We start from the raw sequence: 23,929 nt of genomic DNA, 5'->3' as shown, positions 1-23,929 counted from the left end.
GGCAGCGCCGTCCGCGTGTCGCGCCGGTCCGGCGATTCTTCGGCCGATTCGACGGGGCCGCCAGCAACGTCAGCAAGTAATGGCGAGCAACCGGTTAGGTTTCGGCCCCCTCACCGCCCTCGGTGGGATCCTGCGGAGACTTGCAGCAATGTTGCAGCCACAGCGCGGCAACCACCAACGCCAGTGCGCTGCCGGCCGCCACGACCGTTCCGGTGGTGTCCTCGACGGCAACCCGCTGCCAGGACCGGCGCGGCAACAGATACACCAACACCCCGATCCACCAACCCAGCACCAGGGCGCCCACCCAGGCCGACGCCTTGGCGACCATCAGACTGCGGGCCACCGCGAGCGGGTGCAGCCGGCCGGGTCCGTCGCCGATCTCGCCGTCACCGATTTTGGCCCGGATGTAGCGAGCCCACAGCGCCTCGGCGACGGCGACGCCGAGCAACGACAGTCCGGTCCACACCGTGATCGGCGGAAACCACCGGAACAACACCACGACCAGCAGAAAACCCACCACCGCAGCCGCCATCACCGCGGCCATCAGATCGCGTTTGCGGGTGGGGCCCATCAGTTTCCCAAGGCCAGGGGCGTCAACCGGACACTCGCCCGATCGGCGGGCTCCAACTCAGCCAGCAGCTCGGCCACGGGCCGCGGACCATCCGGCAGCGGCAGTTCAGCCGCCGGATCGACGTCCAGCCACGGGATCATCACGAAAGCCCGCAGGTATGCCAGCGGGTGCGGCAGCGTCAGATCGTCGTCGTCGGAGAGCACGTCCACCCGGCCGGACGGGGTGATCTCGGCGCAGGTGACGAGGTCGATGTCCAGCGTTCGCGGACCCCAGCGTTCGTCGCGCATCCGGCCCGCGGCGCGCTCCAACTCGTGAACCCGGCACAGCCATGCGTGGCAATCGCGCTCGGGGTCGTCGGCAATCAGCACCGCGTTGAGAAACGGATTCTGCTCGATGCCGCCCCACGGGTCGGTCTCGTACACCCGGGACGCGGCGACAAACGCATCGCCGAGCCCGTCGACGACCGACCGAAGATGCGCCAGGCGGTCACCGAGGTTCGAGCCGATCGACAGCACTACCCGCGTCATACCGCCCCGCCCGCGGGGACCACCGCACCGCGGCCACCACGCCGTGACCGCCTGGTCACCACCGCGATGTCGGCGAACGGCAGCGGGATGGGGGCCTGCGGCTTGTGCACCACCACCTCGACGGCATGCACGCGCTGGTCTTCCATCACCTCGTCGGCGATCTCGGCCCCGACCGTTTCGATCAGGTTGCGCGGTGGCCCGCTGACGATCTCGCTGGCCCGCTGCGCCAAACCGATGTAGTCGTAGGTGTCGGCCAAATCGTCGCTGCGGGCGGCGTCGACCAGATCGATCCACATGGTGATGTCGACGATGAAGCGCTGCCCGGCCACCCGCTCGTGGTCGTAGACCCCGTGTCGACCGTGAACGATCAAGCCGCGCAGCTCAATTCGGTCAGCCATCGCGCCCGGTCCCTTCAACTCGCTGCCACGCTTCGACCACCTTGAGGGCGTCGACCGTTGCCCGCACATCGTGTACCCGCACGCCCCAGGCCCCGTGCAGGGCCGCCAGCGCCGAAATCACCGCCGTGGCCGTCTCGCGCCCGGCCGGCGGGCGGATGGTGCCGTCGGCCCCGGTCAGCAAGCTACCGAGGAAGCGCTTGCGCGACGCACCCAGCAACACCGGAAACCCGGTGGCGACCAACTCCGGCAAGGCATGAAGAAGTGTCCAATTGTGTTGTCCCGTCTTGGCGAAGCCGAGCCCCGGATCGATCACCAGGTTCGCTGGGTCGACGCCGGCGGCTATCGCGTCGTCAACGGCCGCCATCAGCTCGGCGCGCACTTGTGCCACCACGTCGCCGTAGTCGGGCACCTGGTGCGGGTTGGCCGCCGACACCGGCCGCCAGTGCATCAGCACCCACGCCACCCCGGCTTCGGCCACCAACGGCGCCATCGCCGGGTCGGCCCGGCCGCCGGACACATCGTTGACCAGCCGCGCGCCATTTTCCAGCGCCGAGCGCGCGACGGCGGCGTGCATGGTGTCGATGCTGACCGTAACACCTTGTGCGGCAAGCTCTTTGACTACCGGGATGACCCGAGCCGTCTCGACACCCGGGTCGACGCGGGCCGCGCCGGGCCGAGTGGATTCACCGCCGACGTCGACGATGTCCGCCCCGTCGGCAACCAGCGCCAGACCGTGCTCGACGGCGCCGCCGGGATCGAGGTAACGCCCGCCGTCCGAGAACGAGTCCTCGGTGACGTTGACGACACCCATGACCTGCATAGGCGCCGGGCTCACTTATGCAGGATGAGATCGAGCGCTTCGGCTCGAGAAGCGGCATTGGTTTTGAACAGACCACGCACCGCTGACGTCGTCGTGACGGCGCCGGGCTTGCGGACCCCGCGCATCGCCATGCACAGATGTTCGGCCTCGACGACGACGATGACGCCCTTTGGTTCCAGCCTCTTCACCATGGCATCGGCGATCTGGCTGGTGAGCCGCTCCTGCACCTGCGGCCGCTTGGCATAGAGGTCCACCAGCCGCGCGATCTTGGACAGCCCGGTCACCCGGCCGTCCTCGCCCGGGATATAGCCGACGTGGGCAACACCGTGAAACGACACCAGATGGTGTTCGCACGTGGAATACATCGGTATCTGCTTGACCAGCACCAGCTCGTCGTGATCTTCGTCGAACATGGCGTTGAGCACCGTTTCGGGCTCGGTGTAGAGGCCGGCGAAGATCTCCCGATATGCGCGGGCGACGCGTGCCGGAGTGTCCCGTAAACCGTCGCGATCGGGGTCCTCACCGATTGCGCACAGCAATTCGCGCACGGCGGCCTCGGCGCGCGGCTGGTCGAAAGCCCGCGGAGCAGACGGCTTGGGGCGGGAATCCAGCTGCGTCATGAGGGTCCTCCGTTTCGTCAGCCGTGCGCCGACGGGTTGGACCGGCTGACGTCCTTATTCTGCTGGTCGGACGGCTCGTCGGAGTCCGGTTCGGATTTTTCCGGCACGCGATAACCCGGCGCCGGCTGTGGCCGGCTGGGCGACGACGGCGGCGGTGGTGGTGGTGGCCATCCTGGAGCGTGCCAGTCGGCCGGTGCACCGTAGTCGGGCTGGTAGGCGGATCTGTCCCGGTCCAAGCCGTTGGCGCCGCCAGGGAAACGGTCGACTCCTGACTGGGCAGCCTGTGCTGCTTCAGCCGCGCGGGTAGCCCGGGCGATCGCTTCCTTGAACGCCGGCTCTTGCAGCGGCGGCGGCCACGGCTCGCCGCGTTCCATGGCGAGCTCGCCGGGTGTCTTGATGGGCGGCTTGTCCGAGGGAATCCGGCCGCCGAAGTCGTCGAACACGGTGAGCCGGGGCCGCTTTTCGACGTTGGCGAAGATCGCCTCCAGCTCGGGCCGGTGCAGGGTTTCCTTTTCCAGCAGCTCACCGGCCAGCGTGTCGAGGACGTCGCGGTATTCGGTGAGGATCTCCCACGCCTCGGTGTGCGCCGCCTCGATGAGCTTGCGCACTTCTTCGTCGATTTCGCGGGCAACCTCGTGCGAGTAGTCGGACTGCATGCCCATCGAGCGGCCCAGGAACGGGTCGCCGTGCTCGGTGCCGTACTTCACGGCCCCGAGGCGGGCGCTCATGCCGTATTCCGTAACCATCGCGCGGGCCACTTTGGTCGCCTGCTCGATGTCGGACACCGCGCCGGTGGTCGGCTCGCGAAAAACCAATTCCTCGGCGGCCCGCCCGCCCATCGCGAACACCAGCTGCGCGATCATCTCGGAGCGGGTCCTTAGACCCTTGTCCTCCTCGGGCACCGCCACCGCGTGGCCGCCGGTGCGTCCCCGGGCCAGGATCGTCACCTTGTAGACGGGGTCGATGTCGGGCATCGCCCAGGCCGCCAGGGTGTGGCCGCCCTCGTGATAGGCGGTGATCTTCTTCTCGTGCTCGCTGATGATCCGCCCTTTGCGGCGTGGACCGCCGATCACCCGGTCCACCGCCTCCTCTAGGGCGGGACCGGTGATGACGGTGCCGTTCTCCCGGGCGGTCAGCAGCGCCGCCTCGTTGATGACGTTGGCCAGGTCGGCGCCGGTCATGCCGACGGTGCGCTTGGCCAGCCCGTCGAGGTCGGCGTCCGGGCCGATCGGCTTACCCTTGGAATGCACCTGCAGCACCGCCCGCCGTCCCGCCAAGTCGGGATTGGAGACCGGGATCTGCCGGTCGAAGCGGCCGGGGCGCAGCAGCGCCGGGTCCAGGATGTCGGGCCGGTTGGTGGCCGCGATCAGAATGACGCCGGCACGCGGGTCGAAGCCGTCCATCTCGACCAGGAGCTGGTTGAGCGTCTGCTCGCGCTCGTCGTGGCCGCCGCCCAGGCCGGCGCCGCGCTGGCGGCCCACCGCGTCGATCTCGTCGACGAAGATGATGCAGGGGTTGTTCTGTTTGGCCTGATCGAAGAGGTCCCTTACGCGCGAGGCGCCGACGCCGACGAACATCTCGACGAAGTCGGACCCGGAGATGGTGAAGAACGGCACGCCTGCCTCACCTGCGACGGCGCGGGCCAGCAGCGTCTTGCCGGTCCCGGGCGGCCCGTACAGCAGTACACCTTTGGGGATCTTGGCGCCGAGCGCCTGGTAACGACCGGGGTTCTGCAGGAAATCCTTGATCTCGTAGAGCTCCTCGACGGCTTCGTCGACGCCGGCAACGTCGGCGAACGTCGTCTTGGGCATGTCCTTGTTGAGCATCTTGGCGCGGGACTTGCCGAAACCGAAGCCCATCCGGGCGCCGCCCTGCATCCGGGAGAACATCACGAACAGCCCCACCAGCAACAGCAGCGGCAGTACGTAGACCAGCAGCTCCCCCAGAATGCTGCCCTGGTTGACGACCGTGCTGACCTTGGCGTTCTTCGCGGTCAGCGCGTTGAACAGGTCGACGGCGTAGCCGGTGGGGTATTTGGTGATGATCTTGTCGGATCCGTCGGTGTCGTTGTTGCCCTTCTTCAGGACCAGCCGCAGCTGCTGTTCACGGTCATCGATCTGCGCGCTCTTCACGTTGTCGCTGTTGATCTGCGACACCGCTACCGAGGTGTCGACTGGCTTGTAACCGCGGGTGTCGTCACTGAAATAGAAGAACGACCAGCCCAGCAGCACCACGACGGCGATCGCCGTGATGGTACGGATCACGTTTTTTCGGTTCATCGATCATCGGCCGTGCCGGCCTGGTCCTTCCGGATTCACGCAGCTGGAAATGTCAAGGTTACCGCCCCGTGGCGATCGCCAGCCCAGCGCAGCTGGGCGCAGCGGGTCGCCACCATCGTTCCCGTGGCGATCGCCAGCCCAGCGCAGCTGGGCGCAGCGGGTCGCCACCATCGTTCCCGTGGCGATCGCCAGCCCGGCTCGATGTGTCTGGCCGGGCGCAGCGGGTCGCCATAGTCCTGCTGCGTCAACGACCGGCGGTTCCCGCCAGATCCCGAATACGGCGACTTATGCCAAGACGTTGGTCACACCGGCGCGGCTGTGAGTGGCCAAAGTCGTATTGAGTTACCTCCGGGTGGTTTACTCGTAATAGCGCGCCTCGATCACGTTGCCGTCCGGATCGGCGAAGTAGTAGGCCTGCGGCGCCCACCCGCGGGCGCCGAAGCTTAGGTTCAGCCGCGCGCTGGTGTCGATGCCCGCTGCCTGCAGACGTCCGTCGAGGGCGTCGTACTCGGTCTTCGACAGGGCCAGACAGACATGGTTGACCGGATGGCCGGCGCTGCCCACGACCCTCGTCATCGACTCGGTAGCGGCGGCAGTATGCACGGGCATCAGGTCGATGATGGAGTCGTCGGACACCCGCACGCTGGGAAACGGTGCTTCTCCCGCCTCGAACTCGTCGAACCGCACCGGCGTAAGCCCGACCACCCTGGAATAGAAGTCCATCGCCGCCCGCGGGTCATTTGTCCACAGCACTATGTGGTCCAGCCGCATCAGCCGATGATGCGCGGTGCCGGCCACGATATCCAGTCCGCCATACCGGCCGACGTGCTGACTCTTACACCCAGCGTGTACCTGCTGCGAAATTCCAGGCAGATTTTCGCAGCAGGTACACGCTCGGCGAAGCCTTAGCCCGACGAGGCCTTCCCCGGTCCGGTGCCGTTGTGATTTGGTGAGACGGTGGGTCTATCAACCGAACGGTTAGTCGATACCAATGGTGTGCAGCTGCGCGTGATCGAGGCCGGAGATCGCGGCGCACCCGTGGTGATACTGGCCCACGGCTTTCCCGAGCTGGCCTACTCCTGGCGGCACCAGATTCCCGCACTGGCCGACGCCGGCTACCACGTGCTGGCTCCGGATCAACGCGGCTATGGGGGCTCGTCGCGCCCGGAGGCGATCGAGGCCTACGACATTCACCAGTTGACGGCGGACCTGGTGGGACTGCTCGACGACGTGGGTGCCGAGCGCGCGGTCTGGGTGGGTCACGACTGGGGTGCCGTCGTTGTGTGGAATGCGCCGCTGCTGCACCCCGACCGGGTCGCCGGAGTCGCCGCGTTGAGCGTTCCGCCATTGCCCCGCGCCCAGGTGCCACCCACTGAGGCGTTTCGTAAGACGTTCGGCGAGAACTTCTTCTACATTCTCTACTTCCAGCAACCGGGTGTGGCCGATGCGGAGCTCGACGGTGACCCGGCTCGCACGATGCGCCGAATGATCGGCGGTTTGCGGCCACCGGGCGACCAGAGCTCGGCATTGCGCATGCTGGCGCCCGGACCGGAGGGCTTCATCGACCGGCTGCCGGAACCGGGTGGGCTGCCGGACTGGATCAGCCAGGACGAACTGGACCACTACATCAGCGAATTCGCCCGCACCAGTTTTACCGGCGGGCTCAACTGGTATCGCAATTTCGACCGCAACTGGGAGACAACGGCCGCACTCGCTGACGCCAAAATCTCGGTACCGTCACTGTTTATCGCCGGGACCGCGGATCCGGTGCTGTCCTTCACCCGCACCGACCGCGCGTCGGAGCTGATCACCGGCCCCTACCGGGAGGTGCTGATCGATGGCGCCGGGCACTGGTTGCAGCAGGAGCGGCCCGACGACGTGAACGCGATACTGCTCGAGTTCCTCAACGGGGTGCAATGGTGACGGGTGCACCGCTTCGCTTCGGCGTCTTCATCACGCCGTTTCACCCGACAGGCCAATCCCCCACGGTGGCACTGGAATACGACATGGACCGGGTGGTCGCGCTGGACCGGCTGGGCTTCGACGAGGCCTGGTTCGGCGAACATCACTCCGGCGGCTACGAGCTGATCGCCTGCCCGGAGGTCTTCATCGCGGCCGCGGCCGAACGGACCAAGCACATCCGGCTGGGCACCGGAGTGGTCTCGTTGCCCTACCACCACCCGTTGATGGTGGCCGACCGCTGGGTATTGCTGGACCACCTGACCCGTGGCCGGGTCATGTTCGGCACGGGCCCCGGCGCGCTGCCGTCGGACGCCTACATGATGGGCATTGATCCCATCGACCAGCGCCGGATGATGCAGGAGTCTCTCGAGGCGATTCTCGCCTTGTTCCGTGCCGCGCCAGACGAACGTATCGACCGTCATTCCGACTGGTTCACCTTGCGTGAGGCGCAACTGCACATCCGGCCGTACACCTGGCCGTACCCTGAGATCTCAACGGCGGCAATGATTTCGCCGTCTGGGCCAAGGCTGGCCGGAGCGCTGGGCACGTCGCTGCTGTCGCTGTCGATGTCGGTTCCCGGCGGGTATGCGGCACTGGAGAACACCTGGGGAGTGGTGTGCGAGCAGGCCGCCAAAGTCGGACGGGACGAGCCCGATCGTCGCGACTGGCGGGTGCTGTCCATCATGCATTTGGCCGACACCCGCGACCAGGCTCTCGACGACTGCACCTACGGGCTGCCCGATTTCTCGAAGTACTTTGGCGCAGCAGGGTTTGTCCCGCTATCCAATACCGTCGAGGGCGCGCAATCCACCCGGGAATTCGTCGAAGAGTATGCCGTCAAGGGGAATTGCTGCATCGGCACACCTGAGGACGCTATCGCCCACATCGAGGACCTGCTGGACCGCTCGGGTGGCTTCGGAACCCTGCTGTTGCTCGGCCACGACTGGGCCGCACCGCAGGCGACTTTCCACTCCTATGATCTGTTCGCCCGCAAAGTGATCCCATATTTCAAAGGTCAGCTCGAAGCACCCCGCGCGTCGCACGAGTGGGCCAAGGGCAAGCGTGAGGACTTGATCGGCCGCGCGGGCCAGGCGGTCGTCAAGGCCATCAACGAGCACGTGGCCGAGCACCAAGGCGGTGAAAGCTGATGCGCGCCTCGGTGTTACGCAATGGACGTATGGTGTACCGGGATGACGTGCCCGACCCGGCGCCCGGCCCGGGCCAGGTACTGGTCAAGGTGCTGGCATGCGGTATCTGCGGTTCCGACCTGCATTTCGCCGCGCACGGCGAGGAAATGCTGGCGCTCACCGATCAGATGACACGTGGCGCCGGCGGACCCCGTGTCGATCTGAACAGTGACGTCTTCATGGGTCACGAATTCAGCGCCGAAATACTCGAAGCGGGACCCGATACCGAAAGCCAGCCACCCGGAACGTTGGTCACGTCGATTCCGGTGTTGCTGTCGGCCAAGGGCTTCGAGCCGATCATCTACAGCAACGACACAATCGGCGGCTATGCAGAACGGATGCTGCTCTCGGCCCCGCTGCTATTGCCCATTCCGAATGGCCTGGACCCCAAACATGCCGCCCTCGCCGAACCCATGGCGGTCGGGTTGCACGCCGTCAACAAGTCGGCCATTGCCCCCGGCGAGGCGGCCCTGGTGCTTGGTTGCGGCCCGATCGGTATGTCCATCATCGCAGCACTTCGGTTGCGTGGGGTCGAAACCATTGTGGCATCCGATTTTTCGTCGAAACGACGGGAACTGGCCACGACGATGGGCGCCTATCGGACGGTAGACCCCGCACAGGGCTCGCCATTCGATACCGTCAAGGCTGCAGTGGTTTTCGAGGCGATCGGCGTACCGGGGATCATTGATGAGGTGTTGCGACGGGCACGGCCGGGCACGCGGCTGGTGGTCGCAGGAGTGTGCATGCAGACCGACACGATGCATCCGTTCTTCGCGATTGCCAAAGAGATCAGCGTGCAATTCGTGCTCGCCTATGGCCCGGATGAATTCGCCGAGTCACTGCGTGCGATCGCCGAGGGTGATATCGACGTCAGCCCGCTGATCACCGGGGAGGTCGGCCTGGACGGGGTCGGTGCGGCCTTCGACGACCTCACCGACCCCGAGCGGCACTGCAAGATTCTGGTCACGCCCCAGGCTTAGGCCCGGCTGGAGCCGACCCCGCCGTCGGTGTTGGCCATGTTGGCCATGTTGGCTTGCACATTGGCGCCATGAGCATTGGCCTGCTCGTAGATGACCTGGGAAGTTGCGGCCCAATTGCGTGATGAACTCCTGGCAGGCCACCGACCCGGCGCCGCCCCAGAGTCCCCGGGCGGCAAGTCGGTGATGGCACCGGCGATGGGCATCTCACCACGTTCGACGGCCCGACACAGGCCATTCGTTGCGCGGAAGCGTTGCGCGCTGGCGCGGAGACGCTGGGCATCGAGATCCGCATAGGCATCCACACCGGCGAGTGTGAACTGCTGGACTGCGACATCGGCGGGATCGCGGTACACATCGCGGCGCGAATCCTCGGGCACGCAGGAGCGGGCGACATCCTGGTCTCCTGCACGGGTCCGCGACCTCGTGGTCGGCTCCGGCACCGGCTTCGAGGATCGCGGCAGCGTTGAGCTGCGCGGCGTGCCCGGCGCCTGGCAACTACTGGCGGTCGAGCGTCACGGCGCGCGGGCTGGATCGGCCGAGGCGCGACTGGTGTCAACTCCCACGCCCGGCCCTCGCTCCACGATGCGCCGCTCGGATCGGGCAGTGGCGGTGATCGCGAAACGGACACCCTGGATACTGCGCGGGATGGCCCGGTTCGCCGCGGCCACCGGTCGCAGATAACCGAGTTGCGTTGAGCCGCAATACGGTTACGTTTACCACCGTTAGCAGACTGGAAAGCCGGGCGCCATCGACGACCAGGCGTCATCCATCGCCACTTCGCGCAAGATCCGCTGCCTCGGCTACGCCGCGCTACAAAGAACTGCCTCTTGCCCGACTCCGTCATCCCCCGGCCGGCGGCTGTGGCACCACGGTCGGCTTGAATCCGTATCGGGGAGCGGCGAAGTGGGCCGCCATGCCGCGCCCGACGCCAGAACCAGGCAGCACCGGCATCCCGCCGAACGCGCTTGCGGCGGGTTCTGCGGCCGCCGCGGCGCCGAGGTTGCTGATCGTCACGATGGGGTTGGCCGCCCCGACCGTGTTGGCCCAGGAAGCTGGCACCGCCAATCCGCCGACCGACGCCGCCTTGCCGACAGCTCCCGCTATCCCGCCCAGCCCGGCACTCGGCAGGGCGGCAGGCAATGCCTCGATAGCCCCCTTGGCCGCCTTGGCGGCGGATTCGGCGCCCTCACTGGCCCACTTCGGCAGGTCGTGCGCGAGGCCGAAGTAGTCCTTCATCTGGGTGATCACGAGCCGAGCCGGAGAAACCCACCTATTGAACACGTCCATGGGCAAGCTGCCGTCCACCGTTGCCGAACCGGTCAAGCCCTCAACCACATCGCCGAGGGCTCCGCCCACGACGATCCCGTCGCCGTTGGAATTCCAGGTGTTCCCGCCGAGGCCGAGTGCCCCCAAAGGGTTTTTGAGCCAGGGTGGTTCGTTCGTCAGGCCGGCCATCTGCGACAGCGACTTGGTGATCTCGGTCATCCCTTGCGCGGGCGCCGACGTGCTCACCGCTTGCGCCACCGCATTGGCTTGGGCGACTACCCCGGCCAAGTTGACCGTGGGGAGCGCCGGGCTGAACGGCGTCAAAGTCGTGGCTTGCGCCGATGCGCCGGCATAGCCGTACATCGCGGCCGCGTCCTGGGCCCACATCTCGCTGTATTGCGCCTCCGTAGCCGCGATCGCCGCGGTGTTCTGGCCGAGAAAGTTGGTGGCCAACAACGCCATCAACAAGGCTCGGTTCGCTGCGACCTCTGCCGGCGGCACCGTCGCCATGAACGCCGCCTCGTAGGCAGTCGCGGCGGCCACGGCCTGGCTACCCGCCTGCTCTGCCTGTGCGGCGGTGCTCCTCAGCCACTCCACCTGCGGCATGGCGGCGGCCGCCATGGACGCCGCGGACGGCCCCTGCCACGGCCCGTCGGTCAGTGCGGTGACCAGCGCGTCATAGGAGGACGCGGTGGATTGCAGTTCGGCGGCCAGGGCATCCCAGGCAGCCGCCGCAGCCAGCATCGGCCCCGAGCCAGGCCCGGAATACATCAGCGCGGAGTTGATCTCCGGTGGTAACTGTGCAAAGTCCATGACTGTCGGTCTCCTAGCCGATGGTGGCCGCGTTGGCAGCCTCGGTAGCCGCATACGAGCCGGCGCTGATGCCCAGGGTGGTCGCCAGCTGCTCCTGCACCGCTACGGCCTGGGCACTGATCTGCTGGTACAGCTGTGCATGCGTGGCGAACTGCGTGGCGGTCAGCAGCGACACCAGATCGGCTGCCGCCGGAACCACCCCGGTCGTCGGGCCTGCCGCGGCGGCATTCCCGGCACTGACCGCGAAGTTGATGGATTGCAGTTCCGTAGCGGTCGCAGCCAGCATGTCCGGCTGCGCGAGCATGATCGACATGAATATCCCTTCCCCAATATCACCTTGCGTCAACGACTTTCACGGGCAGTGACGCCGCTCATCGCTGAAGCACATCGCACGACACGCTAAGCCAGCCAGATAGGAACAACACAGGTTTTACCCAGCCTGTTCACTGCTGTGTCGATAACAATTCATTTGCTGAGACAAACATGCAGGCCGTTGAAACCATTCTATGAAACATATCTGAATCAAATAAGATTAGAGTTTGATATGAAGTTCGGGGCGACGTCGGCTCGCGCGATATGGTAATTAGCTTGGACAGCGCATCCTCGTCCTTATTGACCGTCCAGCCAACGCGTTATCGGGCCCCAGATGCGCCACACTCGCTGGACACACCGCCATCTGAGATCGCCATTCCACCCTGGGACCCAATCAAGGTGCGCCCACCAAGGTGACAAGTTATGGCCGCGGAACTCCGGCGCTGCGGGTTGGCACACGGCGACCGGTGTCAGCGGGCCTAGCCTGCGCGGTGCGCCGATGCGGTCACCCTTTACGCCTCCGATTTTCGGCATGAATGCCCGATCGGAAATTTGCTGTCGGAAATTGTTGCTCAATGCGCAGTCCGGGTTCGCGAAGCGACCGGGGCGCTGGCCGCCGCGTGCCGAGCCGGCGCGCGCCCCGGCTCACCCGGCGCAGCGATCCTAATCATTGGACAACTGCGGTTGACAAAAATCATGTCCTAGTGCTACCTTCGCCTCCAGCATCGTTGTGATCGGGCTCACGATAGGTCCAGCACCCGACGGTTGCCAATGAGCTCGCACTAGTCCAGGAGGCATCGGTATGCGCTCCGTACCAAACGGCCCAGCCGTGCGCAACGCTGGTGCGAGATCGAACGACACAACACCATCCACGGCCCCTAGGCCAGTGCGTCGACGCCGAATTCTCCGCACCGGCGGCAGTCTAGTTAAGCGGTTTGCTCACAACGACTTTCGGACGAAAGCGTCAGTCTCCGAAAACGAAGTCGCGCCAACATACCTGTACCCCACGGACCTTCGGCAGGGTATGGCCAATCGGGCTTGACGGCGCCGTAGCCGCCGATGCCCATTCGGCTACCCGCCTGGATAAGTCGCGGAGGTTTTAGTCACTAAATTAAATTTAATGTCGATTCTCACCACAGAGCCGGAAATGCTGCAGTCAGCGGCGACCAAGCTGCAAGCGCTCGACTCGTCGATGATCTCTCGTAACGCGGCCGCGGCCGCAGCCACCATGAATGTGATTCCGCCTGCGGCCGATGAGGTTTCGGCGTTGAGCGCGATGCATTTCGCAGCTCACGCGAAAGCGTTTCAGGCGGTCTACACCCCGGCCATCGCGATTCACCAGGCGTTTGTTGCCACGCTGGCCGCTTGTGGGGATTCGTACACCGTCGTTGAGGCCACGAACAAAGTCGATTTGGCGTAGAAGAGCAGTGCCGCAATGGATTACGCACTGTTGCCACCGGAGGTCAACTCCGGCCGGATGTGGGCCGGCCCGGGCGCCGGCTCACTGCATGACGCTGCAGCCGCCTGGGACGAGATGGCGGGCAATCTCTACGATGCGGCCGGTTCGTATGGGTCGATGCTGGCCAACCTGGCCATGTCATGGCGAGGACCGTCGGCGATAAAAATGGCTGCAGCAGCCGCGCATTTCGTGACATGGTCGACGGCGAGCGCTGCGGAAGCCGCGCGCGCTGGACAGCACGCGCGGCTGTTTGCAGCAGCCTACGAGATCGCGCACCTGATGACGGTGGCGCTGGCCGAAGTCCTGACCAACCGGCTCGTGCGCCACGTGCTGATCGCTACCAACTTCTTCGGCCAGAACCCCCCGCTAATCATGCTCAACGAAGCGGATTACGGCAGGATGTGGGCGCAGGACGCCGCCGCCACGTATGCATATGCCGAAGCGTCGGCCGCCGCACCACGATTGACACCATTCACCGCGCCGGCGCCGACCACCGATCCGGGCGGACTCGCCCGCCAGTTCGCCGCGCGCGCAGTCGGTGCCGCACACGCTTCGGGTGAGGTACTTCAGCATGTGGCGCGGCTGCACGAGCTGACCCCCTCGGCACTGCAGGCACTCGCTTCCCCCGGCTGGGTCCGGCACTTGGTCGAAAGTGTGGACCGCGATAACCGACGCCGCGAGTGCGATACGAAAGACGACCGAGTGGGGATTGCTAGGGGCAAGGTGGCGTTCGAACCGACCATCTTCTCCCTGTCCGTCATGGACGGGATGAACATCGGCAGCATGATGCCAAGCTTTGCGACCAAGTCGCTGGCCAAGGCGCGCTGGGTGGTGCCGCCGCGGCGACCCACATCGTGCCCATCACCGCCCCGGCTCACCACATCAGCGCGGCGGTGGGTAGCGCGGACTCGATCGGAAGGCTGTCGGTACCGCCGAGCTGGGCTGTCAAAGCCCCGGCAATCCTTCCCGACGCCGACCTGTTGCCCGGCGCGGTTGCGGCCAGTCCAGACTCCCGAACGCCGTGGGTCCAAATGGCCATGTCCAGCCTGGCCGGAACCGGGGTCGCCCGCGCGGGTGCCGCGCCGATGGCCCGGACAAGGTTCGCCCCCCGAACGCCCGCCGGCGGTTAGCAGAGCCGAAGCGACGGCGCGGATTTCGCTTCCCGGCGTCGAAGCGGCGCTAGGGTAGCGCATGCCGTTCACACAAAGCGCCCCACGGGTCGTCCGCACGTCGGTTGCCCTGGCCGTCGCGGGACTGGTCACCGCGTCGCTGTCAGCGTGCGATTCCCACGATGCCTCGCCGCCCGGAGCAAATCCGCGTCAGGTGACCGTCTTCGGGTCGGGGCAGGTGCAAGGTGTTCCGGACACGTTGACCGCCGACGTCGCAATCGAGTTCACCGCGGCCGACGTCACCAGCGCGATGAACCAGACCAACGACCGCCAGCAGGCGGTGATCAATGCGCTGGTGGGAGCGGGGCTGGACCGCAAGGACATTCGCACCACCGAGGTCAGCCTGCAACCCCAGTACAGCAGCGCGGAGCCGGGCGGAACCGCCACGATCACCAGCTACCGTGCCGACAACGCCATCGAGGTCAAGATCCACCCCACCGATGCCGCCTCGCGGCTGCTGGCCCTGATCGTCACCACCGGCGGTGACGCCACCCGGATCAGTTCGGTCAGCTATTCCATCGCCGACGACTCGCAGCTGGTGAAGGATGCGCGGGCCCGCGCCTTCGACGACGCCAAGAACCGTGCCCAGCAGTACGCGCAGTTATCGGGGCTGCGCCTGGGCAAGGTGCTGTCCATCTCGGAGGGGTCCGGTTCCACCGCGCCGACGAGGTCTGCTCCGCCGGCGCCGCCGCGCGCGGCGACCCCGGTGCCCCTGGAACCCGGCCAACAGACAGTCAGCTTCTCGGTGACCGCGGTGTGGGAGTTGGACTAGACGCTATTGATAGACCCGGGGGTCCAGCGTCCCGATGTATGACAGGTCGCGGTAGCGCTCGTCGTAGTCCAGGCCGTAACCCACCACGAAATCGTTGGGAATATCGAAGCCGACGTAGGCGATATCGACGTTGGCTCCCAGCGCATCAGGCTTACGCAGCAGCGTGCACACCCGCAGCGACCTAGGATGGCGGCTCTTGAGGTTGCGCAACAGCCAGGACAGCGTCAGACCCGAGTCGACGACGTCCTCGACGATCAGCACATCACGGTCGTGGATGTCGCGGTCGAGGTCTTTGAGGATGCGCACCACGCCCGACGACGACGTCGAGGACCCATAGGAACTCACCGCCATGAATTCGAACTGGGTGGGCAACGGAATCGCACGCGCCAGGTCCGTGACGAAGAGCACCGCGCCCTTCAGCACGGTGACCAACAACAGATCCTGGTCGGTCGTCGCGGACACCTCGCGATAGTCGTCGCCGATCTGGGCGGCGAGCTCGGCGATGCGGCGCTGAATCTGCTCCTCGGTGAGCAGCACGGACTTGATATCCCCCGAGTACAGCTCCGCTATCTGTCTCGTGAAGGTCTCAGCCACGACCACAGCGTAGCGACGTCGACCGACCGGCAACCAACGCAGGCGTCAACTCGGTTTCATGACGGGCTCGTCGAGCCGCAACGTCAGCACGCCGTCACGTCGTCCGGCGAACAAGCGCTGACCCCGAGATGCCGACCCGACCGCCACGCCACCCTGGCCGTGCCAATGGGTGACCAGCGCGTCGACGCCGCGGATCTGCTTGTCGGTCAGCCCGGTCGCGCCGCCGGCCAGCAGCCAGCTGCGGATCACCCGGCGTCGCACCGGGCCCGGCAGCGCGGTCAGCGCCGCGGTGTCCAGTCCCGAACCGGCTGCCGCGGCGGTCAGCGCCCCGGCGGCGATCGTGTCAATCAGGTCGGTGTCCTCGCGCAACGCCGTCGCGGTGCGGGCCAGCGCCTCGGCCACGCCGCCGCCCAAGACGTCCTCCAGCAGCGGCAGCACCTCCTGACGCAGCCTGGTCCGGGTGAAGCGCCGGTCGTCGTTATGCGGATCCTGCCAGGCGGTCAGACCCAGCTCCCGGCAGGCATCGTGCGTCACGCTGCGACGCACCCCCAGCAGCGGCCGGCACCACGGCGGATCGTAAGGGCGCATGCCGGCGATCGACCGGGGCCCCGAACCGCGGCCGAGCCCCAGCAGCACCGTCTCGGCTTGGTCGTCGAGCGTGTGGGCCAACAAGACCGGACCGTCGCGGCGGGCCTCCAGCGCGGCGTAGCGGGCGGCACGGGCCGCGGCCTCCAACCCGCCGTCAGTCCCTACCTGAACGCAGGCCACCCGCGCGTCCCGACAGCCCAACGAAATAGCTTGTGCCCGTGCGGTTTCGGCGACCACGGCCGAATCCGGCTGCAAACCGTGGTCGACGATCAGTGCGGTGGTGGGCCGCAGTTGCGCCGCAACAGCGGTGAGCGCCAACGAGTCCGGGCCGCCGGACAGCCCGACGCACCACCGGTCGATGGAGCCGAGGTATTGGGCGACGAATTTCTCGACAGCCCTGCGCAGCTGCGCTACAGCACCCGGTCGATCCATCGCTGCGGGTTTTCGATCTCGGCCGGCAGGGGCAGTGTCTGCGGACCCGTCCAGATCGTGTTGAACCGCTTCATCCCGACCCGGCCCACCACCTCGTCGACGAACGCCTTGCCGCGGGTGTACTGACTGAGCTTGGCGTCGAAGCCCAGCAATGCCCGCAGCAGCCGCTGCAGCGGCGGTTGCTTGCGCGCACGTCGCTCGTCGAAGCGACGGCGGATGGTGGCCACCGACGGCACCACCACCGGCCCCACCGCATCCATCACGTGCTCGGCGTGGCCTTCCAGCAGCGTGCCGAGCACCAACAGCTGATCCAGGGCCCGGCGTTGGGCCTCGGACTGCACGGCGCGCACCACGCCCAGAATGCCGGACACGTGGCCGCCGGAATCGTCGGACGAGTCACCGCGGTTGCGAACGAAGTCTGCCAGCCGGCTCACCACCTGACCGAGATCGTCAGCCGGTTCTCGGGTGAGCAGACCCAGCGCTTCCTGCATGTAGCTGGCCAGCCAGGGGTTGGCGGTGAACTGCACCCGGTGCGTGACCTCATGCAGGCACACCCACAGCCGGAAATCCGAAGGGTCGACCCGCAGTTGCCGCTCGACCGCGATGACGTTGGGATACACCAGCAGCAGACCGCCTATTCCGGCGCCGTCGGCGGTGGCAAACGGATCGTACTGGCCGAGGATGCCCGAGGCCACGAACGCCAACACAGCCCCGGTCTGGGCGCCGGTGACCCGGCCGGTGAGAAAACCCCGGGGCTTGTCGCTGCCATTGGTCATCGCCCGCATCGATTCGGCGGCCGCCCGCACCCATGCCGGCCGGTCCAAGACGCGCGCCGGCGGCACCGCGCCCGCGGTGAGGAGCCCCGTCACGTCGCGAACCGGCGGTTCTGCCTTCTCCGCCGCCCGCATCAGCTCGCCGATCACCTGGCGGCGGGTGTATTCGGTGGACGGCGGGCCCGGGCGGGCCAGCCGCTCCCCCACTGCGGCCGCAAATCGCCAATCGACCGTGTTGCCTAGGGTCAGCTCCGAGGGTGCTGTCACGTCGTGCACCCGCAGAACCACAGTTTGGTCGCCAGGGCGTCCATCGCATTGCGACCGTTAGGCCCGGCATCGTTGGACAGGAACGCAAACGTGAGCACCCGTCCGCTGCTATCGGTGAGCACACCGACCAGCGAGTTGATGGCCGTCAACGAGCCGGTTTTGGCCCGCAACCAACCGGCTGGGCCCAGGTTGGTGGCCCGGTCGAGAAAGCGCTCGCCCAGCGTGCCGCTGCCACCGGCAATCGGCAGCAGATCCAGCAGCGGGCGCAACGCCGGCTGGTCCGGGCCCGCCGCGGCCTGCATCGCGCCGTCGAGCGTGCGGGCGGTGAGCCGGTCATTGACTGACAACCCGCTGGAATCGGCCAGCGCGGCGCCGGCGGTGTCGATGTGTGCGCTGTTCAGCCGGGTGAGCACCGCGTCGATAGCGCCGGTAAAGCTCTGCGGCCGGTTGATGGCGGCGGCCACCTCCCGGGCGATGCACTCGGCCATCACGTTGTCGGAGGCGTTCATCATCTGGGACAGCCGTTGGATCAACGGCGCCGACTGCACCACGGCCAGCTGCCGCGCGCCGGCCGGTGCCGTGGCGATCGTCACGGCCGCCGGGTCCAGCCCGAGGGCTTTGGCCAGCTCCCGTCCGGCGTCCAGCGCCGGGGTGCGCGACCGCCGCGAGTTGACGGTCGTGGGCTGGATCCGACCGGCGTCGATCATGGCCGCCTCGATCGGGGCGATGTCCCCGTTGTCGACGTCGGCCGGGTCCCAGCCCGGCGCCATGGTCGGGCCGGTGAACGCGGAGATGTCGACCTGCACCGCCGTTGGCGTCATGCCGCTGCGGCGGATCTGCTCGACCAGGTCACTGATCCGCGCCGCGCCTCGGTACCAGGTGTCGACACCCGGAGGCGCGGCCGACAGTGTGGGGTCCCCGGCACCCACCAGAACCACCGGCCCCTGGCTGTCGCGGGTGCCGGCCACCACCCGGGTGCTGACCCGGGCTTGCCGGTCCAGGGTGAGCAGTGCCGCCGTCGCGGTCAGCACCTTGTTGGTCGACGCCGGGATCAACGGCACGTCGTCGAGCTGGCGCCACAGTTCCTGGCCGGTCAAGGCGTCGGTGACCCGGCCGGCCAGCCTGCCCAGGTTGGGGTCCGCCGCGGCCTGGGCCAGCGCCGCGGCCACCCCGGCCGCGCTGGGCGCCGGAGCCGTGTCCGCCACCGGAGTCACCCCCGGTTTGACCGTGGGCGGGCGCGGTGGCGGCACCGGCGGGCGCGCACCGGCTCCGTGACTTCCGGTCGTGAAGAAAGCGGCTGCCGCGACCACGGCGGCAACAAACGCCAGCACAGCCACCCCGATGAACATGTGGGTGGTCTTCCGCCAGCGTTTGGGACCCATGACTCTCCTGCCTTTCCGGACCCTTTCCGGACCTATTGTGCCGAACGAGCCGGGAGGCGGCGTCACGGTATCGCTGGACTAGGGTGTACCCGCGACGGCATTTGACCTACTCAAGCCTGTCCTGGGCCTCGCTTATCCACTCGCTTATCCAAAGGAGCCACGCGGTGCAATTCGACGTGACCATCGAAATTCCCAAGGGCCAGCGCAACAAGTACGAGATCGACCACGAGACGGGCCGGGTCCACCTGGACCGTTACCTCTACACCCCGATGGCCTACCCGGCCGACTACGGCTTCATCGAGGACACCCTCGGAGAGGACGGCGACCCGCTGGACGCGATGGTGCTGCTGCCCGAGGCGGTGTTCCCGGGGGTGCTGGTGGCGGCCCGGCCGGTCGGCATGTTCCGGATGGTCGACGAGAAGGGTGGCGACGACAAGGTGCTGTGCGTTCCGGCCGGCGACCACCGCTGGGACCACATCCAGGACATCGAGAACGTTCCGGCCTTCGAGTTGGACGCGATCAAGCACTTCTTTGTGCACTACAAGGACCTGGAGCCGGGCAAGTTCGTCAAGGCCGCCGACTGGGTGGGCCGCAAGGAAGCCGAAGCCGAGGTGCAGCGCTCGGTGGAGCGATTCCAGGCCGGCGGGCACTGATTATCGGGGCATCACCTGGCGATTCGCCGATTGCGCAGCACGCTGTTGGTGATGGCGGCCGCGATGAAGAGCACCCCGATCGATGCGGTGATCCACTCCGGCAGCTGTAAGCGGTGGTCGACGGATATCAGCATGATCACCGCGAGAGCCCCGATCGCCCAGTGGGCGCCGTGCTCGAGGTAGATGTAGCGGTCCAGGGTTTCTTGTCGGACCAGATAGATGGTGATCGACCGGACGAACATGGCGCCCACCAGGCCGAGGCCCAGCGCAATGATGATCGGGTCGCTGGTGATCGCGAAGGCTCCGGTGACACCGTCGAAGGAAAAAGACGCATCGAGCACCTCGAGATAGAGGAAGAGCGTGAAGCCGGCTTTGCCGACCGCCCCCGCTCCCCCGACGTCCGACGCTGCTGATTCCGGGGGCCGGAAGGCCCGGCTCAAACCGTTGACGACGAGATAGGTCACCAGACCAAGTAACCCGGCGATCAGCACGGTCGCCCGATCCTCACCCGAGTGCGTCAACTCCGTGCCGACGAGGACCAGCGCAACACACGCCGCCACCACCGGCACCTGCCCGAGCCGGCCGACGCGGGCGAACGGCGCTTCGATCCACTTCAGCCACTTGATGTCTCGGTCGTGAAAAACGAAGTCCAGGAACAACATCAGCAAGAACATGCCGCCGAATGCCGCAATCTGCGGATGGGCGTCCTTGATCAGCTTTTCGTAGCTGGGCGACCCGTCCGGAAACTCCGGCGCGCCGTTGGGCGGTGGATTGAGCGCCAGGTCCATCGCCTGTACCGGGTCCAGCCCGGCGGTGACCCACACGATGGCCAACGGAAACACCAACCGCATCCCGAACACCGCGATCAGAATCCCGACGGTCAGGAACATTTGCTGCCAGAACCGGCTCATCTGCTTCAGGATCGTGGCGTTGATGATGGCGTTGTCGAACGACAGCGACACCTCCAGCACGGCCAGCACCACCAGCAAGAACAGCGCCGTCGGCCCGCCGTGCCAGTAGCCGATGGCCAGCGCGCCCGCGGTGAACAGCAGCGACAACCCGAAAATGCGGATCGTTGTCATGGTTCCTTTCCGAGCGCCGCCCGGAATGCCGCGGCCGGATGTCGGCTTCACGATGGCGGCCCGGATACCGACTGGCCGCCCATTTCATTTTTACCCAATAGCCGCTCAATGAATCCCTGAAAGGCTGGTCCGCAACGCCGCGGCCTGGTCGCAAGCTCTCGTGGACCTGCTGAGCGACCACGGCGCCGCAACTTTGTGAAGGAGCATCCCTTGTCAACCAGTTTGGCCATGTCACCCGGAGCCGGGTCCCCTGCGGCTCTCGAGACGATGAGAAGAATGTGATGGATTTCGCGTGGTTGCCGCCAGAGATCAATTCGGCGCGGATTTTTGCTCGGGAAATGCCGATGATGCCGATGCCGATGGGCGCCGGTGGTGCCGGGGCGGGGATGCCCGGCGGGATGATGGGCCGTGGCGGGGCTAATCCGCATGTGGTGCAGGCGCGCCCGAGTGTGATCCCGCGCACCGGGATCGGATAAGGCAGGGCCTAACCAGCCTCACGAACGCGGGCGGCCGGCCCGCCTAAGATGTGCGAACGTGGCACGCATCGGGTCGGTTGGCCGCTAATGCGGCCACGGTGACCGACGTCGGGGGTTCCGCGGGCACGGCTCCAGGCCCTGGCAGGCCAATCACCCGCGGCAGCGTTGCGCGGGTCGGCATAGCCACTGCCGTCACCGGCCTGTGCGGCTACGCGGTGATCTACTTGGCCGCCCGCAATCTCGCACCGATCGGCTTCTCGGTCTTCGGGGTGTTCTGGGGCGCTTTCGGGCTGGTCACCGGGGCTGCCTTCGGATTGCTGCAAGAAACCACCCGGGAAGTCCGGTCGATGCAGTACCTGGACGTATTGCCGGACGGCGGTCGTATTCATCCGCTGCGGGCCGCCGCACTGGTCGGCGTCGCCGCAGCCGTCGTCATCGCCGGGAGCGCGCCGCTGTGGAGCGGGCGGATGTTCGTCGAGGCGCGGTGGCTGTCGGTGGGACTGCTCAGCGTCGGGCTGGCCGGATTCTGCCTGCACGCCACGCTGATGGGCATGCTGGCCGGCATGAACCGGTGGACTCAATACGGAGCGTTGATGGTGACCGACGCGGTCATCAGGGTGGCGGTGGCCGCGGGCACGTTCGTCGTCGGATGGGGCCTGGCCGGTTTCCTGTGGGCCACCGTGGCCGGCTCGGTGGCCTGGCTGATCATGCTGGCGGCGTCGCCCACCACGCGCGTTACCGCACGCTTGCTGACGCCCGGCAGCACCGCCACGTTCCTGCGGGGCGCGGCTCATTCGATCACCGCGGCGGGTGCCAGCGCGATCCTGGTGATGGGTTTTCCGGTGCTGCTGAAGCTGACCTCCGACGAGCTGGGCGCCGGGGGCGGGGTGGTCATCTTGGCGGTGACGTTGACCCGGGCCCCACTGCTGGTGCCGCTGACGGCCATGCAGGGAAATCTCATCGCCCATTTCGTCGACGAAAGCACGCACCGGATTCGCGCGCTGCTGTCGCCGGGCGCGGTGATCGGCGGCATCGGCGCGATCGGGGTAACGGCGGCCGGCGTGGTAGGCCCGTGGCTGCTGCGCGCCCTGTTCGGCGCCCAGTACCAGGCCAGCGGCGCGCTGCTGGCCTGGCTGACGGCGGCCGCGGTGGCGATCGCCATGCTGACGCTCACCGGTGCCGCGGCGGTGGCGGCCGCGCTGCACCGGGCGTATTCGCTGGGCTGGGTCGGCGCGACGGTGGCCTCGGGGTTGTTGCTATTGTTGCCGACGCCGCTGGAGACCCGCACGGTGGTCGCGCTGTTGTGCGGCCCGCTGATCGGCATCGGCGTTCATCTGGCGGCGCTGGCGCGTAGCCGATGATCACGGCAGGCCCAACGTGTAACTTGTGGACTTAAATGACCTCGCATTACTCCGACGTCTGGATCGTCATCCCCGCCTTCAACGAAGCCGCTGTGATCGGCGACGTGATTGCCGATGTGCGGTCCGTCTTCGACCACGTCGTCTGCGTCGACGACGGCAGCACCGACGGCACCGGGGACATCGCCCTGAGGGCCGGCGCCCACCTGGTGCGCCATCCGGTGAACCTGGGCCAGGGCGCGGCCATCCAGACCGGCGTCGAGTACGCCCGCAGCCAGCCCGGAGCTCAGGTATTCGCCACGTTCGACGCCGACGGCCAGCACCGCGTCAAGGACGTGGCCGCCATGATCGACCGGCTGTCCGCCGGTGACGTGGACGTGGTGATCGGGACGCGGTTCGGCGGCTCCGTGACCCACCGTCCACCGCTGCTCAAGCGACTCGTGCTGCAGACGGCGGCGCGGTTGAGCCGCCGCGGACGGCGGCTGGGCCTGACCGACACCAACAACGGGCTGCGGGTGTTCAACAAGACGGTGGCCGACGGCCTGAACTTCACCATGAGCGGCATGAGCCACGCCACCGAATTCATCATGTTGATCGCCGAAAACCACTGGCGGGTAGCCGAAGAGCCCGTCGAGGTGCTCTACACCGAGTATTCGAAGTCCAAGGGCCAGCCGCTGCTCAACGGCGTCAACATCATTTTCGACGGGTTCTTGCGAGGAAGGATACGGCGTTGAACTGGATCCAGGTGTTGCTGATCGGGTCGATCGTCGTCCTGCTGGTGTATCTGCTGCGGTCGCGCCGCAGCGCGCGCTCGCGGGCGTGGGTCAAGGTGGGGTACGTGTTGTTCGTGCTGGGCGGCGTCTACGCGGTGCTGCGGCCGGACGACACCACGGTGGTCGCCCACTGGTTCGGGGTGCGCCGCGGCACCGACCTGATGCTCTACGCGCTGATCATGGCGTTCAGTTTCACCACCCTGAGCACCTATATGCGGTTCAAGGACCTGGAGTTGCGCTACGCGCGGTTGGCCCGGGCAGTCGCGCTCGAGGGCGCTCAAGCGCCGCAGGCCTGACTGCAACGCAGCAGCGGCGGATTCAGCAGTTCGGCGAGTTGAGCTTCACCTAACGGCCTCGTCAATTTGTCGGCGTCGCCGCCCTGCTGGGTGTACATTGCCGCTCAAGTCCAGGTGTTT

The 23,929-nt window shown here is 66.9% G+C and carries 23 protein-coding genes and 4 pseudogenes; 12 read left to right on the top strand and 15 right to left on the bottom strand.

The window, feature by feature from the left end; all coding sequences use genetic code 11:
• Nucleotides 1-94 precede the first annotated feature (94 nt).
• From CDN38_RS15955 to CDN38_RS15920, 7 genes are all read right to left on the bottom strand, one after another.
• The gene (locus CDN38_RS15955) at nt 95-571 is read right to left on the bottom strand and encodes a DUF3180 domain-containing protein (RefSeq protein WP_099319049.1); all 477 of its coding nucleotides are present in this window, start codon (nt 569-571) and stop codon (nt 95-97) included.
• Nucleotides 571-1,098: a 2-amino-4-hydroxy-6-hydroxymethyldihydropteridine diphosphokinase gene (gene folK / locus CDN38_RS15950; protein WP_075510230.1), complete on the bottom strand. Its 528-nt coding sequence runs from the start codon at nt 1,096-1,098 to the stop codon at nt 571-573. Before folK ends, CDN38_RS15955 begins: the two co-directional genes overlap by 1 nt.
• Complete coding sequence (gene folB, locus CDN38_RS15945; protein WP_036415847.1) at nt 1,095-1,496, bottom strand: dihydroneopterin aldolase; 402 nt, start codon at nt 1,494-1,496, stop codon at nt 1,095-1,097. Before folB ends, folK begins: the two co-directional genes overlap by 4 nt.
• Entirely contained in the window at nt 1,489-2,331 is an 843-nt protein-coding gene (folP, locus tag CDN38_RS15940) for a dihydropteroate synthase (RefSeq protein ID WP_082277059.1), read from the bottom strand. The genes folB and folP overlap by 8 nt, the downstream gene beginning before the upstream one ends.
• A complete protein-coding gene (folE, locus tag CDN38_RS15935; RefSeq protein ID WP_075510232.1) occupies nt 2,328-2,936 on the bottom strand; it encodes a GTP cyclohydrolase I FolE in 609 nt (202 codons plus the stop codon). The genes folP and folE overlap by 4 nt, the downstream gene beginning before the upstream one ends.
• 17 nt (nt 2,937-2,953) lie before the next feature.
• The gene (ftsH, locus tag CDN38_RS15930; RefSeq protein ID WP_075510233.1) at nt 2,954-5,215 is read right to left on the bottom strand and encodes an ATP-dependent zinc metalloprotease FtsH; all 2,262 of its coding nucleotides are present in this window, start codon (nt 5,213-5,215) and stop codon (nt 2,954-2,956) included.
• Nucleotides 5,216-5,572: 357 nt separating this feature from the next.
• Nucleotides 5,573-5,986 (bottom strand): VOC family protein, encoded by a 414-nt coding sequence (locus CDN38_RS15920; protein ID WP_075510271.1) that lies wholly within the window; start codon nt 5,984-5,986, stop codon nt 5,573-5,575.
• 186 nt (nt 5,987-6,172) lie between these two features.
• On the opposite strand from CDN38_RS15920, the gene CDN38_RS15915 reads away from it, so the two are divergent.
• Genes CDN38_RS15915 through CDN38_RS15905 form a run of 3 tightly spaced genes read left to right on the top strand, consistent with a single transcriptional unit; the run spans nt 6,173 to nt 9,344 of the window.
• The gene (locus CDN38_RS15915) at nt 6,173-7,138 is read left to right on the top strand and encodes an alpha/beta fold hydrolase (protein ID WP_075510234.1); all 966 of its coding nucleotides are present in this window, start codon (nt 6,173-6,175) and stop codon (nt 7,136-7,138) included.
• Nucleotides 7,132-8,325 (top strand): LLM class flavin-dependent oxidoreductase, encoded by a 1,194-nt coding sequence (locus CDN38_RS15910; RefSeq protein ID WP_075510235.1) that lies wholly within the window; start codon nt 7,132-7,134, stop codon nt 8,323-8,325. Before CDN38_RS15915 ends, CDN38_RS15910 begins: the two co-directional genes overlap by 7 nt.
• Nucleotides 8,325-9,344: a zinc-binding dehydrogenase gene (locus CDN38_RS15905; RefSeq protein ID WP_075510236.1), complete on the top strand. Its 1,020-nt coding sequence runs from the start codon at nt 8,325-8,327 to the stop codon at nt 9,342-9,344. The genes CDN38_RS15910 and CDN38_RS15905 overlap by 1 nt, the downstream gene beginning before the upstream one ends.
• On the opposite strand, the pseudogene CDN38_RS15900 reads toward CDN38_RS15905, so the two are convergent.
• Nucleotides 9,341-9,521, bottom strand: a pseudogene (locus CDN38_RS15900) (type VII secretion protein EsxI); the annotation flags it as partial. The gene CDN38_RS15905 and the pseudogene CDN38_RS15900 overlap by 4 nt on opposite strands.
• Nucleotides 9,522-9,526: 5 nt before the next feature.
• Here CDN38_RS15900 and CDN38_RS15895 point away from each other — a divergent pair.
• Nucleotides 9,527-10,025, top strand: a pseudogene (locus CDN38_RS15895) (adenylate/guanylate cyclase domain-containing protein); the annotation flags it as partial.
• 159 nt (nt 10,026-10,184) lie between these two features.
• Here CDN38_RS15895 and CDN38_RS15890 read toward each other — a convergent pair.
• Both CDN38_RS15890 and CDN38_RS15885 read right to left on the bottom strand, forming a co-directional pair.
• Entirely contained in the window at nt 10,185-11,423 is a 1,239-nt protein-coding gene (locus CDN38_RS15890) for a PPE family protein (RefSeq protein WP_082277060.1), read from the bottom strand.
• A gap of 13 nt (nt 11,424-11,436) precedes the next feature.
• Nucleotides 11,437-11,736, bottom strand: a complete 300-nt coding sequence (locus tag CDN38_RS15885; RefSeq protein ID WP_075510239.1) for a PE family protein — start codon at nt 11,734-11,736, stop codon at nt 11,437-11,439.
• A gap of 1,119 nt (nt 11,737-12,855) precedes the next feature.
• Between CDN38_RS15885 and CDN38_RS15880 the strand changes: the two genes are divergently transcribed.
• From CDN38_RS15880 to CDN38_RS15870, 3 genes are read left to right on the top strand one after another with little or no spacing between them, the layout of a single operon-like run.
• Nucleotides 12,856-13,155 carry a PE family protein gene (locus CDN38_RS15880; protein WP_075510240.1) on the top strand — a complete coding sequence of 100 codons (300 nt, stop codon included), beginning with the start codon at nt 12,856-12,858 and terminating at the stop codon, nt 13,153-13,155.
• Between the two features lie 15 nt (nt 13,156-13,170).
• The gene (locus CDN38_RS33045) at nt 13,171-14,382 is read left to right on the top strand and encodes a PPE family protein (RefSeq protein WP_099319047.1); all 1,212 of its coding nucleotides are present in this window, start codon (nt 13,171-13,173) and stop codon (nt 14,380-14,382) included.
• A gap of 3 nt (nt 14,383-14,385) precedes the next feature.
• Nucleotides 14,386-15,135 carry an SIMPL domain-containing protein gene (locus CDN38_RS15870; protein WP_075510242.1) on the top strand — a complete coding sequence of 250 codons (750 nt, stop codon included), beginning with the start codon at nt 14,386-14,388 and terminating at the stop codon, nt 15,133-15,135.
• A gap of 3 nt (nt 15,136-15,138) precedes the next feature.
• Here CDN38_RS15870 and hpt read toward each other — a convergent pair.
• From hpt to dacB, 4 genes and pseudogenes are all read right to left on the bottom strand, one after another.
• Nucleotides 15,139-15,778: pseudogene (gene hpt, locus CDN38_RS15865) on the bottom strand (hypoxanthine phosphoribosyltransferase).
• Entirely contained in the window at nt 15,775-16,749 is a 975-nt protein-coding gene (gene tilS, locus CDN38_RS15860) for a tRNA lysidine(34) synthetase TilS (RefSeq protein ID WP_075510243.1), read from the bottom strand. The pseudogene hpt and the gene tilS overlap by 4 nt, the downstream one beginning before the upstream one ends.
• Complete coding sequence (locus CDN38_RS15855; protein WP_075510273.1) at nt 16,728-17,789, bottom strand: zinc-dependent metalloprotease; 1,062 nt, start codon at nt 17,787-17,789, stop codon at nt 16,728-16,730. Before CDN38_RS15855 ends, tilS begins: the two co-directional genes overlap by 22 nt.
• Entirely contained in the window at nt 17,786-19,171 is a 1,386-nt protein-coding gene (gene dacB, locus CDN38_RS15850; RefSeq protein ID WP_099319045.1) for a D-alanyl-D-alanine carboxypeptidase/D-alanyl-D-alanine endopeptidase, read from the bottom strand. Before dacB ends, CDN38_RS15855 begins: the two co-directional genes overlap by 4 nt.
• Before the next feature lie 164 nt (nt 19,172-19,335).
• Here dacB and CDN38_RS15845 point away from each other — a divergent pair, with 164 nt between their 5' ends.
• Nucleotides 19,336-19,824 (top strand): inorganic diphosphatase, encoded by a 489-nt coding sequence (locus tag CDN38_RS15845; RefSeq protein ID WP_075510244.1) that lies wholly within the window; start codon nt 19,336-19,338, stop codon nt 19,822-19,824.
• A gap of 11 nt (nt 19,825-19,835) precedes the next feature.
• Here CDN38_RS15845 and CDN38_RS15840 read toward each other — a convergent pair whose 3' ends face one another.
• Entirely contained in the window at nt 19,836-20,906 is a 1,071-nt protein-coding gene (locus tag CDN38_RS15840) for a DUF475 domain-containing protein (RefSeq protein ID WP_075510275.1), read from the bottom strand.
• Between the two features lie 281 nt (nt 20,907-21,187).
• Between CDN38_RS15840 and CDN38_RS33040 the strand changes: the two are divergent.
• From CDN38_RS33040 to CDN38_RS15820, 4 genes and pseudogenes are all read left to right on the top strand, one after another.
• Nucleotides 21,188-21,289 (top strand): annotated as a pseudogene (locus CDN38_RS33040) (hypothetical protein); the annotation flags it as partial.
• Between the two features lie 170 nt (nt 21,290-21,459).
• Nucleotides 21,460-22,743: a hypothetical protein gene (locus CDN38_RS15830; protein ID WP_099319043.1), complete on the top strand. Its 1,284-nt coding sequence runs from the start codon at nt 21,460-21,462 to the stop codon at nt 22,741-22,743.
• Nucleotides 22,744-22,778: 35 nt separating this feature from the next.
• Nucleotides 22,779-23,474 (top strand): polyprenyl-phospho-N-acetylgalactosaminyl synthase PpgS, encoded by a 696-nt coding sequence (gene ppgS, locus CDN38_RS15825; protein WP_075510245.1) that lies wholly within the window; start codon nt 22,779-22,781, stop codon nt 23,472-23,474.
• The gene (locus tag CDN38_RS15820; RefSeq protein ID WP_023368557.1) at nt 23,471-23,809 is read left to right on the top strand and encodes a DUF2304 domain-containing protein; all 339 of its coding nucleotides are present in this window, start codon (nt 23,471-23,473) and stop codon (nt 23,807-23,809) included. The genes ppgS and CDN38_RS15820 overlap by 4 nt, the downstream gene beginning before the upstream one ends.
• Nucleotides 23,810-23,929: the final 120 nt, after the last annotated feature.

It is taken from the genome of Mycobacterium ostraviense (assembly GCF_002705925.1).
Lineage (GTDB): Bacteria > Actinomycetota > Actinomycetes > Mycobacteriales > Mycobacteriaceae > Mycobacterium > Mycobacterium ostraviense.
This window is presented reverse-complemented; position numbering and strand designations above follow the sequence as displayed.

What these genes read in the sequence shown, in the direction of transcription:
- CDN38_RS33045 (WP_099319047.1), top strand. Translation starts at nt 13,171, where the DNA reads ATGGATTACGCACTGTTGCCACCGGAGGTCAACTCCGGCCGGATGTGG.
- CDN38_RS15955 (WP_099319049.1), bottom strand. Translation starts at nt 571, where the DNA reads ATGGGCCCCACCCGCAAACGCGATCTGATGGCCGCGGTGATGGCGGCT.
- dacB (WP_099319045.1), bottom strand. Translation starts at nt 19,171, where the DNA reads ATGGGTCCCAAACGCTGGCGGAAGACCACCCACATGTTCATCGGGGTG.
- CDN38_RS15840 (WP_075510275.1), bottom strand. Translation starts at nt 20,906, where the DNA reads ATGACAACGATCCGCATTTTCGGGTTGTCGCTGCTGTTCACCGCGGGC.
- CDN38_RS15920 (WP_075510271.1), bottom strand. Translation starts at nt 5,986, where the DNA reads ATGCGGCTGGACCACATAGTGCTGTGGACAAATGACCCGCGGGCGGCG.
- CDN38_RS15905 (WP_075510236.1), top strand. Translation starts at nt 8,325, where the DNA reads ATGCGCGCCTCGGTGTTACGCAATGGACGTATGGTGTACCGGGATGAC.
- folB (WP_036415847.1), bottom strand. Translation starts at nt 1,496, where the DNA reads ATGGCTGACCGAATTGAGCTGCGCGGCTTGATCGTTCACGGTCGACAC.
- CDN38_RS15870 (WP_075510242.1), top strand. Translation starts at nt 14,386, where the DNA reads ATGCCGTTCACACAAAGCGCCCCACGGGTCGTCCGCACGTCGGTTGCC.
- tilS (WP_075510243.1), bottom strand. Translation starts at nt 16,749, where the DNA reads ATGGATCGACCGGGTGCTGTAGCGCAGCTGCGCAGGGCTGTCGAGAAA.
- folE (WP_075510232.1), bottom strand. Translation starts at nt 2,936, where the DNA reads ATGACGCAGCTGGATTCCCGCCCCAAGCCGTCTGCTCCGCGGGCTTTC.
- CDN38_RS15885 (WP_075510239.1), bottom strand. Translation starts at nt 11,736, where the DNA reads ATGTCGATCATGCTCGCGCAGCCGGACATGCTGGCTGCGACCGCTACG.
- CDN38_RS15880 (WP_075510240.1), top strand. Translation starts at nt 12,856, where the DNA reads ATGTCGATTCTCACCACAGAGCCGGAAATGCTGCAGTCAGCGGCGACC.
- folK (WP_075510230.1), bottom strand. Translation starts at nt 1,098, where the DNA reads ATGACGCGGGTAGTGCTGTCGATCGGCTCGAACCTCGGTGACCGCCTG.
- ppgS (WP_075510245.1), top strand. Translation starts at nt 22,779, where the DNA reads ATGACCTCGCATTACTCCGACGTCTGGATCGTCATCCCCGCCTTCAAC.
- CDN38_RS15890 (WP_082277060.1), bottom strand. Translation starts at nt 11,423, where the DNA reads ATGGACTTTGCACAGTTACCACCGGAGATCAACTCCGCGCTGATGTAT.
- CDN38_RS15910 (WP_075510235.1), top strand. Translation starts at nt 7,132, where the DNA reads ATGGTGACGGGTGCACCGCTTCGCTTCGGCGTCTTCATCACGCCGTTT.
- ftsH (WP_075510233.1), bottom strand. Translation starts at nt 5,215, where the DNA reads ATGAACCGAAAAAACGTGATCCGTACCATCACGGCGATCGCCGTCGTG.